The organism is Neisseria sp. P0021.S006 (assembly GCF_051956895.1).
This window is the reverse complement of record NZ_JBQCWZ010000259.1, coordinates 1-1741: the sequence shown is the minus strand read 5'-3', so window position 1 is coordinate 1741 and position 1741 is coordinate 1. Positions and strand designations below refer to the sequence as shown.

At 49.7% G+C, this 1741-nt stretch carries 2 pseudogenes; both read left to right on the top strand.

The window, feature by feature from the left end:
* Positions 1-231, top strand: a pseudogene (locus ACTHUM_RS13135) (DUF596 domain-containing protein); the annotation flags it as partial.
* Between the two features lie 27 nt (positions 232-258).
* A pseudogene (locus tag ACTHUM_RS13130) lies at positions 259-1741 on the top strand (hemagglutinin repeat-containing protein); the annotation flags it as partial.

Genomic DNA, 1741 nt, shown 5'->3' with positions numbered 1-1741 from the left:
ATTGAATTATGCGATTATCGTGAAAATCCTCCAAAAATATTAACTGGTTCGCCAAAAACACAGGTAGATGAATTAAGAAGAATTTGGCCAGATATGGAAGAGATGTTGCTATATTTTCCAGATAATCCTTGGTTTTATGTAGAGCATTTTTGGTGGGGAGCAACTTGCCCTATTGAACTGACACAATTGCCTAAAATAGAAATTTACGAAGAACAAATGAAACAAGCTTAAAGCCAGCGTAACCAGCCTGTATGACAAGGTGCAGGCGAACAATCCAATATCAACATCACGGGCTCAGATGTTTCAGGTAAAGCAGGAACCGGCCTGATTGCCGATAAGCAAATCCATCTGCAATCCGCCGAACAAAGCAACACCGAATGCAGCCAAAACAAATCAGCAGGCTGGAACGCAGGTGCTGCCGTATCATTCGGACAAGGGGGCTGGTCATTAGGCTTTACCGCAGGCGGCAATGTCGGCAAAGGCTACGGCAATGGCGATAGTGTAACCCAGCGCCATAGCCATATTGGCGACAAAGGCAGCCAAACCCTTATCCAAAGCGGCACCACCACCATCAAAGGTGCGCAGCTTATCGGCAAAGGCGTACAGGCAGATACGCGCAACCTGCATATAGAAAGTGTTCAAGATACTGAAACCTATCAAAGCAAACAACAAAACGCCAGTGCACAAGTTACCGTAGGTTATGGCTTCAGTGCCAGTGGCGATTACAGCCAAAGCAAAATCCGAGCCGACCATGCTTCGGTAACCGAGCAAAGCGGTATTTATGCCGGAGAAGACGGCTATCAAATCAAGGTCGGAAACCATACAGACCTCAAAGGCGGCATCATCACGTCTAGCCAAAGCGCAGAAGACGAAGGCAAAAACCGCTTTCAGACGGCCACCCTCACCCATAGCGACATTCAAAACCACAGCCGATACGAAGGCAAAAGTTTTGGATTGGGTGCCAGCATTGCCGTAAGCGGCGAAACACTGGGGCAGAGCGCACAAAATAAGCCTCAAGACAAACACCTGACAAGCGTAGCCGATAAAAACGGCGCAAGTTCATCAGTAGGTTACGGCAGCGACAGCGACAGTCAAAGCAACATCACAAAAAGCGGCATCAACACCCGCAACATCATCCTCACCGATGAGGCAGGACAGCTCGCCAAAACAGGCTACGGCACAGACAAAGCCGCGCAACTGGCGTACACCGACATCCGCACCGAGGATGCCGGCCAACAATCAGGCAGCCTGAAAAACCGATTTGATGCGGACAAAGTGCAAAGCGAGCTGGATTTGCAGCGCAATGTCTCACAACAATTTGCCCCCGTTGCCGCTCAAACTGTTGCATGGACAGCAGATAAACTGGGCAATATACAGAACTACGAGCGCGTTCAAATCGCTAAAGCAAATTTACAAGAGCAATTAAAAGACGCGCAAAACCCTGAGCAAATTGCCCAACTGCAACAACAAATCGTCCTTGCAGACCAATACCTATCCGACCATCAAACAGAGTACAACACATGGAAGGAAGGCGGATTAGGGCGAGCTGCGCTCCACGCAGGGGTAGGAGCACTCTTAACAGGTGATGCACAAGGCGCAGTAGGAGCAGGCACCTCATCGCTAGCAGCACCCTATTTAAACCAAGTAGGCGATAAATTTGGTGGCGTAGGGCAATTACTGGCAGACACACTAGGAGGCGCAGCGATTGGTGCGCTGACGGGTGGAAGCACGGGTGCGGAGG